The sequence below is a fragment of the Actinomadura keratinilytica genome, assembly GCF_039539665.1.
In the GTDB taxonomy this organism is placed as follows: domain Bacteria; phylum Actinomycetota; class Actinomycetes; order Streptosporangiales; family Streptosporangiaceae; genus Spirillospora; species Spirillospora keratinilytica.
Map to the genome: position 1 here is coordinate 1 of NZ_BAABDO010000188.1, position 7,750 is coordinate 7,750.

7 protein-coding genes are annotated in these 7,750 nt (G+C 75.7%); 5 read left to right on the top strand and 2 right to left on the bottom strand.

Annotated features, from left to right (window positions below; genetic code table 11):
• The first annotated feature begins 250 nt into the window (after positions 1 to 250).
• The 3 genes from ABD879_RS31215 (at position 251) to ABD879_RS31225 (ending at position 2,886) form a co-directional block, all read left to right on the top strand.
• Complete coding sequence (locus ABD879_RS31215; RefSeq protein WP_345025356.1) at positions 251 to 1,336, top strand: S-(hydroxymethyl)mycothiol dehydrogenase; 1,086 nt, start codon at positions 251 to 253, stop codon at positions 1,334 to 1,336.
• Positions 1,336 to 1,977 carry an MBL fold metallo-hydrolase gene (locus ABD879_RS31220; protein WP_345025357.1) on the top strand — a complete coding sequence of 214 codons (642 nt, stop codon included), beginning with the start codon at positions 1,336 to 1,338 and terminating at the stop codon, positions 1,975 to 1,977. Before ABD879_RS31215 ends, ABD879_RS31220 begins: the two co-directional genes overlap by 1 nt.
• Positions 1,978 to 2,100: 123 nt before the next feature.
• The gene (locus ABD879_RS31225) at positions 2,101 to 2,886 is read left to right on the top strand and encodes an RlpA-like double-psi beta-barrel domain-containing protein (protein WP_345025358.1); all 786 of its coding nucleotides are present in this window, start codon (positions 2,101 to 2,103) and stop codon (positions 2,884 to 2,886) included.
• Here the strand turns inward: ABD879_RS31225 and ABD879_RS31230 are convergent.
• Positions 2,883 to 4,481, bottom strand: a complete 1,599-nt coding sequence (locus tag ABD879_RS31230; protein WP_345025359.1) for an adenylate/guanylate cyclase domain-containing protein — start codon at positions 4,479 to 4,481, stop codon at positions 2,883 to 2,885. The two genes, ABD879_RS31225 and ABD879_RS31230, sit on opposite strands and share 4 nt — an antisense overlap.
• Positions 4,482 to 4,694: 213 nt before the next feature.
• Between ABD879_RS31230 and ABD879_RS31235 the strand changes: the two genes are divergently transcribed.
• Both ABD879_RS31235 and ABD879_RS31240 read left to right on the top strand, forming a co-directional pair.
• On the top strand, positions 4,695 to 5,054 hold the full coding sequence (locus tag ABD879_RS31235; RefSeq protein WP_345025360.1) for an SPW repeat domain-containing protein: 360 nt from the start codon (positions 4,695 to 4,697) through the stop codon (positions 5,052 to 5,054).
• Positions 5,055 to 5,131: 77 nt separating this feature from the next.
• Positions 5,132 to 5,722, top strand: coding sequence for a TetR/AcrR family transcriptional regulator (locus ABD879_RS31240; protein ID WP_285493746.1), 591 nt, complete (start codon positions 5,132 to 5,134; stop codon positions 5,720 to 5,722).
• Positions 5,723 to 5,773: 51 nt separating this feature from the next.
• Here ABD879_RS31240 and ABD879_RS31245 read toward each other — a convergent pair whose 3' ends face one another.
• Entirely contained in the window at positions 5,774 to 6,271 is a 498-nt protein-coding gene (locus tag ABD879_RS31245) for a winged helix-turn-helix transcriptional regulator (RefSeq protein ID WP_345025364.1), read from the bottom strand.
• Between the last annotated feature and the right edge of the window lie 1,479 nt (positions 6,272 to 7,750).

A 7,750-nucleotide genomic window follows, 5' to 3' on the forward strand; every position in this document is an offset into this window, starting at 1 on the left:
TTCATTTCAAGATCATCCAGCCGTGTCGCCGTCACCAACGTCCATGGTCAGTACAACTAGCCGCTTCGAGCAGCCGCGCCCCGCCGCGCACGCGGCCGCGGCTTCCGCTGGGCGGAAACGCGCGTCGCGTCCCGGCCGGCCCGCTGGTGGACTACCGGCACGCGGCCGGGGCGGGCTCGGGGCTGGACGCGGTCCCGAACCCGCTGGATATGGTCGTCTCAGCGGCCACGATCGAGGAAGGGCGGCAACCATGGCACAGCAGGTACGCGGAGTCATCGCGCCGGGCAAGGGGGAGCCGGTCCGCATCGAGACGATCACGGTGCCCGACCCGGGGCCGGGCGAGGCCGTGGTGAAGGTGCAGGCGTGCGGGGTGTGCCACACCGACCTGCACTACCGCGAGGGCGGCATCAACGACGAGTTCCCGTTCCTGCTCGGGCACGAGGCCGCCGGGGTCGTGGAGTCGGTCGGCGAGGCGGTCACCGAGGTCGCCCCCGGCGACTACGTGATCCTCAACTGGCGGGCGGTGTGCGGGCAGTGCCGGGCGTGCCTGCGCGGCCGTCCCTGGTACTGCTTCGACACCCACAACGCCAAGCAGAAGATGACCCTGTCCGACGGCACCGAGCTGTCGCCCGCGCTGGGCATCGGCGCGTTCGCCGACAAGACGCTGGTGGCGGCCGGGCAGTGCACCAAGGTCGATCCCGCCGCCAGGCCCGCGGCGGCCGGGCTGCTGGGCTGCGGGGTGATGGCCGGCCTCGGCGCCGCGCTCAACACCGGCGCGGTCGGCCGCGGCGACTCGGTCGCGGTGATCGGCTGCGGCGGGGTGGGCTCGGCCGCGGTGCTGGGCGCCCGGCTGGCCGGCGCCGCGAAGATCATCGCGATCGACCTGGACGAGCGCAAGCTGGCCGCCGCGTCCTCGCTCGGCGCCACCCACACCGTGCACGCCGCCGGCGCCGACGTGGTGGCGGCGGTGCGGGAGCTGACCGGCGGGTTCGGCGCCGACGTGGTGATCGACGCGGTGGGCCGCCCGGAGACCTACAAGCAGGCGTTCTACGCCCGCGACCTGGCCGGCACGGTGGTGCTGGTCGGCGTGCCGACGCCCGAGATGACGCTGGAGCTGCCGCTGCTGGACGTGTTCGGCCGCGGCGGCGCGCTCAAGTCGTCCTGGTACGGCGACTGCCTGCCGTCCCGCGACTTCCCCATGCTCATCGACCTGTACCTGCAGGGCCGGCTGGACCTGGACGCGTTCGTCTCCGAGACGATCGGGCCGGACGAGGTCGAGGCGGCGTTCGAGAAGATGCACCGCGGCGACGTGCTGCGCTCGGTGGTGGTGCTGTGATGGCGGAGCGCACCGGCCCGCGTATCGACCACGTCGTCACCTCCGGCACGTTCTCCCTGGACGGCGGGACGTGGGAGGTGGACAACAACGTCTGGATCGTCGGCGACGGCACCGAGGCGGTCGTCATCGACGCCGCCCACGACGCCGACGCCATCGCCGCGGCGGTGGGCGGCCGGCGGCTGCTGGCGATCGTGTCCACGCACGGCCACGACGACCACATCGACGCCGCCCCCGCGCTGTCGGCGCGCACCGGCGCGCCCGTGCTGCTGCACCCCGCCGACCTGATGCTGTGGAAGCAGCGCCACCCGGACCTCTCCCCCCAGGGCGAGCTGTCGGACGGCCAGAAGATCGCGGTCGCCGGGGTGGAGCTGACCGTCCTGCACACGCCGGGGCACAGCCCGGGCGCGGTGTGCCTGTACGCGCCGGACCTCGGCACGGTGTTCTCCGGGGACACGCTGTTCTCCGGCGGCCCGGGCGCGACCGGCCGCTCGTACTCCGACTTCCCCACGATCATCGCCTCGATCCGGGAGCGGCTGCTGACGCTGCCGCCGGACACCGTGGTGCGCACCGGGCACGGCGACAGCACCACGATCGCGGCGGAGGCCCCGCATCTGGAGGAGTGGGTGGCCCGGGGGTACTGATCGCCTGTCCCCGGCGCGCCGACCGTCTCGAACCCGGGGCGGCGCCCGAGCGCGCGGACTAGGGTCCCCGGTGGCGGCGGGCCGTCGTAGCGCCCGCGGATCGCCGGTCACCGGGGAGGTGCGATGCGGGCCAGGGCGCCGCAGGCCGTCGTGCTCGCGCTGTGCGCGCTCGTCAGCGGATCGGTCAGCGGATTCGTCAGCGGATGCGGAACGGACGCCGAGTCCGCGACCCGCGACCGGGGCGTTCCGCCGCCCACGGCGGGCAGCGCGCCCGCGGCCTCCCCCGCGGTCTCCGCGCCGGCGTCCGCCTCGCCGCCCGCTTCGCCGCCGTCGCCGTCACCGGTGCGGCCGCTCGGCCGCCCGGGCAGGTGGCGCATCACCGCCTACTACACCGCCGTGGAGCGCTTCCACGGCGGCAGGCGCAAGGCGGTGCGCGGCTGCCCCGGGCTGCGCTGCGACGACGGCGACACGCCGCTGGGGTCCTACCCCGAGGAGTTCGTCGAGATCGTGCGGACGGAGGGCAGCGGCCGCATCACCAGCGGCCCGCACCGGGGCCGGTACCTCAACTGGTCGCACAGCGTCGGGTTCTGGCTGGACGACACCCCCCGCGACTCGGCGGGGCGGCCGCTGCGCCCCTGGCGGTCGGCCGCCGCCGACCGGGACGTGCTGGCGCGCGGCCGGCGGTTCGTCATCGCCGACTGCGGCCGGGACGGCGCCGGGCGGCCGGTCTCGGGCGAGGTGTGCGAGCGGTTCCGGCGGGCGACGTGGACGGTCGTCGACGTGTTCCGCCCCGGGTACGGCGGCGAGCACCACGCCGACGTCTACATCGGCGAGGAGACCGGCCCGGGGTTCGCCCGCTCCACCCCCTGGTACACCACGCTGCGCGACGCGACGCTCCACCCCGCCTAGGCGGCGTCCTCGGCCGGTGCGGCCTCCACCGGGGCGGCCAGGCGGGTGGGCTGGGTGCGGCCGCGCAGGACGGTCTCGCCCTCGACGCGCCAGTGCCGCGCCTCGCCGGGGCCCGCGGCCTCGACCACCGCGCCGGACGCCAGCACGCGCGCCGGGGTGCCCTTGGCCAGGTCGGTGAGGCGGGCCGCCTCGTTCACCGGGTCGCCGATCACGGTGTACTCGAAGCGCTCCTCGGCGCCGATGTGCCCGGCCACCGCCTCGCCCGCCGACACCCCGACGGCCGCGCTCAGCTCCGGCACCCGGTCGCGCAGCCGTACGGCCAGCTCGCGGGCGGCGGCCAGGGCCCGGCCGGACGCGCCGTCCAGCGCCAGCGGCGCGCCGAACACCGCCAGCGCGGCGTCGCCCTCGAACTTGTTGATCCAGCCGCCGTGCTCGCCGACCACCTCGACCACGACGGCGAAGAAGTCGTTGAGCAGCGCGACCACCTCGGTCGGCGGGCGGTCGGCGGCCAGCCGGGTGGAGCCGATGATGTCGACGAACAGCACGGCGACCTCGCGCAGCTCGCCGCCGAGGTCGATGCCGCGTTCGAGGGCGACGCGGGCGACGTCCTCGCCGACCTGGCGGCCGAACAGGTCCTGCAGGCGGGCGTGCTCGCGCAGCCCGGCGGCCATGTGGTTGAACCCGGCCTGCAGCAGGCCGACCTCGCTGGCGTCGTAGACGGGGACCTCGACGTCCAGGTCGCCGCGCTGCACCCGGGCCAGGCCGAGCCGCACCGACTCCACCGGGTCGGCGATGGCGCGGGCGGCGCCGTAGGTGACGCCGAAGCCGACCAGCAGGGCGGTGCCGCCGAGCACCAGCACGGCGAAGGCGAAGTCGCGCACGTCGACCCGGCCGATCAGGAACGACCCGACGGCCAGCACGATCAGCCCGAGGATCGGCACGCCGGTGCCGAGGGCCCAGGCCAGCACCGAGCGCGACACCACGCCGGGCAGGCCGGTGCGGCGGGGCGGCCCGGTGCGCAGCGCGGTGGTGACGGCGCGCCGCAGCAGCCGCTCGGTGAGCAGGTACACCACGGTGCAGGTGGTCAGGCCGCCGAGCAGGCTGGTCAGGCCGAGTTTGACGGCCAGCAGCACCGAGAACGGCAGGTTGATGATCACCCAGCCGACGGTGCCGACGCTCCACAGGGTCAGGTGGAGGGCCATCATGCGCAGCGGGCCGTACAGCAGCAGGAGCCGTTCCCGCTCGCCGGGCTCGCGGTGCTGCTCGGCCAGGCGGCGCAGGCGGCGGAAGAACCGCTCGCCGAGCAGCAGCCCGCCGGGCACGGCCGCGATGACGTAGCCGGTGAACACCAGCACGTTGATCATCTGCAGCCGGTCCGGCACCGCGCCGTCGGGGTTGGGCACGACGATGGTGAACAGCAGCACCACCAGGGCGCCGCCCAGGTTGGCCAGGCCGGTGGCGACGGTGACCAGGACGCGGGCGCGCCGGGCGATCTGGGCCCGGGTGTCGCCGGGGCGGCCGTCGATGAACCGCCACAGCAGGGAAAGGGGGCGCCGCGGCCGTGCCCGTGCCGCCCGCGACTGCTCCCTCTCCATGGGGCTGCAGGGTAGCGGCTTTCGCCGGCCGCCTCGAAGCCCCGCGGGCCCGCCGCGGGCCGTCCGACCAGCCGTTACCGGGATGCCAGGGTGATCTGGCTCACGTAAAAGCCCTGCCGTACCGGGCGGACAGGTTTGACCGACCGGTCAATCAGGGAAGTTCTATAAAACGGACAAAGATGTCCAAACTTCTCCCCCCGGTGGAGGTGGCTGATGGGCAAGTTCGCATGGCAGGACGGGGTCGCCTTCCTGGCGGGCCTCGTCGCACTGGTCGCGCCGGAGCTGTGGGCCGACGACGCGGGCAAGCAGCCGCTGATGGTGCTGGGGGCCCTGCTGGCCCTGGCCGGGCTGTACGCGCTGCTGGGCGCAGGCGGTCCGACGTCCTGGACCACCACGGCCTTCGCCCTGCTGGTCTTCGTGTCCCCCTGGGCGTTCAGCTTCGCGGGCGAGGCCGCCGCGGCCTGGACGGCATGGATCGCCGGCGGCATCGCCGCTATCGTCGGCATCTGGGGAGCCGTGCAGTCGGGAGGCGGCCTGACCCGTACGGAAGGCGGCCGTACCACGACGGCCTGATCAGACGGCACCGCTCGGTGGCCCCTGGCGCGCGGGCGCCCAGGGGCCACAGCGGCGTGTCAGGGGGGAGGCCGCGGATGAGGGCGGTGAGGAGACGGCGGTCTTCACGCGACCCGCAGGGCACCGACGCCCGCACCCGGATCCTGGACGCGGCCGAGGCGCTGTTCGCCGAGCGCGGGTACGACGCCACGTCCACCGCGCGGATCGCCCGCCAGGCCGGGGTGCCCAAGGGCCTGGTGTTCCACTACTTCCCGCAGAAGATCGACGTGCTGGTCGCGCTGGTCGACGAGCGCACGGCGGTGGAGGAGCTGCCCGAGGACGCGGTGGAGGCGCTGCCGGGCGACCCGGCGGGCACGCTGTCGCGGCTGGCGCGGCGGTTCCCGCTGCGCGCCTCCCCCGCCATGCGCCGCATCCTGTTCCGCGAGGCCGGCACGCACCGCTCGGTCGGCGAGCGGCTCGGCCGGCTCAACGGCGAGGTGTTCCGCCGGGCCCGGCGGGCGCTGGAGCTGGCGCTGCCCGGCGCGCGCGGCGACCAGGCGCGGCTGGAGGTCGCCGCCGCCACGTTCGCGGCGGTGCTGATCTACCAGGAGAACCTCGCCCAGCTCAGCGGCCAGCACGTGGACCCGGACGCGGTCGCCGAGCTCATCGCGCACGCCCTGGGCGCCTGACCCCGGCGCCCGACCCGGGCGCACCGGACCGGGCGCCGCGCGGGCCGCGGGTCAGGCCCGGACGGGCGTGAGCATGCGGTGCGGTTCGCGCAGGGCCACGCTGACGGGGTCGTCGCGGACGGGGGCGCCGGGGCCCGGGCGCAGCTCGACCTCCTCGAGCGGGACGGGGCGGGCGCACTCGGGGCAGGTGCCGTCGGCGGCGAGCCGGGCGCCGCATCCGGCGTGGCAGTACAGGCGGACTGGGGCGCTGTCGCCGAAGTGCCGCTCCCCCCAGCGGGCGAGCGCGTGCACGACCGGCCACAGCTCCTTGCCCGTCTCGGTGATGACGTACTCGTGGCCCGCCTTCTCCAGCACCCCGGCGTCCACGAGCGACTGCAGCCGCTGCGACAGCACCGCGCGCGGGATGTCCAGGCGGGCCAGGAAGTCGCTGAACCGGCGCACCCCGTACAGGGCGTCCCGGATGATCAGCATGGTCCACCGCTCGCCCACCACCTCCAGCGCCCGCGCCACCGCGCAGTCCTGGCGGGCGTAGTCCTTGCCGAGTGCCATGCACGCCACAGTACCCGCACGGGAGGTTCATTCACCGAACCAAGCGTGCCACCGTCGTCGCACGTCCCTGCTGGTTCATTGAATGAACTTGGAGTGCGCATGACGTCCCACACCTCCGCCGCCGCGCTGGCGCTGCCCGCCGCGGCCACCCTGCTGGCGCTGATGAACTACTGCGCGCCGACGAGCACGCTGGTCGCCACCGCGGCCGGGCTGCACGCGGGCCCCACGGCGCAGATCTGGGTGCTCAGCTCGATCGGCCTGGGCCTGGCCGCCGTGCTGCTGCCGGTCGGCGGGCTGGCCGACGACCACGGCCGCAGGCGCGTGTTCGCCGGCGGCGCCGTGCTGCTGGCGCTGTCCAGCGCCGGCTGCGCGCTCGCCCCGAACGCGGCGGTGTTCGTCGCGGGGCGGATCGCCCAGGGCGCGGCCAGCGCGGCGCTGCTCACCGGCGGCCTGGGCATCATCGGCCACGCCTTCTCCGGCCCCGCCCGGGCCCGCGCGACCGGCGTGTGGGGCGCCCTGCTCGGCCTGGGCACCGCGCTCGGCCCGCGGGCGGCGGCCGCGCTGGCCGAGCCGGACTGGCGGCTGTGGTACTGGGCGTGCCTGGCGGCATCGGCCGTGCTGGCGGTGGCCGCGCGGGCGCTGCCGGAGTCGCGGGCCGCGCGTCCGCGCGGCCCGGACCTGCCCGGCATGCTCACGATGAGCGGCGGGGTCGCGGCGCTGCTCACCGCGATCACGTTGGGCCGCACCGGCTGGACGCGGCCCGCCGTCGCGGTGCCGCTGGCCGCCGGCCTGGTGCTGCTGGGCGCGTTCGCCGCCGTCGAGCGGCGCCGCCGCGAGCCCATGCCGGATCTGGAGCTGCTGCGGCGGCCGCCGTTCCTGGTGGCGACCCTCGGCGCGCTGGTCACCGGCCTGGCCGTGATCGGCATCATGAACTACCTGGCCACCGTGCTGGACCTGGTCTACGGGCTGGCCCCGCCGGCCGCCGCGCTGCTGCTGTCGGTCTGGTCGGTCCTGTCGTTCGCGGCGGCGCTGCAGGCGCGGCGGCCGGCGGTCCGGGTGGCGCCGCGGGCGCTGCTGGCGTCCGGGCTGGCGCTCAGCGCGGTGGGCGATGTCGCGATGCTGGGCCTGGCGCCGGGCGGCCATCTGTGGCGGGTGGTGCCCGGCCTGGTGGTGGGGGGCGTCGGCAGCGGGCCGGCCAACGCGATGCTGGCGCGGCTGGCCGTGGAGAGCGTGCCCGCCGACCGCGCGAGCATGGGGTCGGGCGCCAACAACACCGCCCGCTACGTCGGCGCCTCGCTGGGCGTCGCCATGGTCGTCGCGATCGCCACCGGCCGGGGCCGCTCGCCGGACGCGATCGCCCACGGCGCGAACACCGCGCTGCTGGTCTCGGCGGTGCTGGCGGCCGCCGCCGCGGCGGCCGCCGCGGCCAGCCGCGAACGCCCCGCAAGTCGGATCGTAGCCATGTCGTTCTGTGAGCCA

Bases quoted from the DNA above. Each gene is read 5' to 3' on its own strand.
- ABD879_RS31245 (WP_345025364.1), bottom strand. From the start codon at position 6,271: ATGGCACTCGGCAAGGACTACGCCCGCCAGGACTGCGCGGTGGCGCGG.
- ABD879_RS31235 (WP_345025360.1), top strand. From the start codon at position 4,695: ATGGGCAAGTTCGCATGGCAGGACGGGGTCGCCTTCCTGGCGGGCCTC.
- ABD879_RS31220 (WP_345025357.1), top strand. From the start codon at position 1,336: ATGGCGGAGCGCACCGGCCCGCGTATCGACCACGTCGTCACCTCCGGC.
- ABD879_RS31215 (WP_345025356.1), top strand. From the start codon at position 251: ATGGCACAGCAGGTACGCGGAGTCATCGCGCCGGGCAAGGGGGAGCCG.
- ABD879_RS31230 (WP_345025359.1), bottom strand. From the start codon at position 4,481: ATGGAGAGGGAGCAGTCGCGGGCGGCACGGGCACGGCCGCGGCGCCCC.
- ABD879_RS31225 (WP_345025358.1), top strand. From the start codon at position 2,101: ATGCGGGCCAGGGCGCCGCAGGCCGTCGTGCTCGCGCTGTGCGCGCTC.
- ABD879_RS31240 (WP_285493746.1), top strand. From the start codon at position 5,132: ATGAGGGCGGTGAGGAGACGGCGGTCTTCACGCGACCCGCAGGGCACC.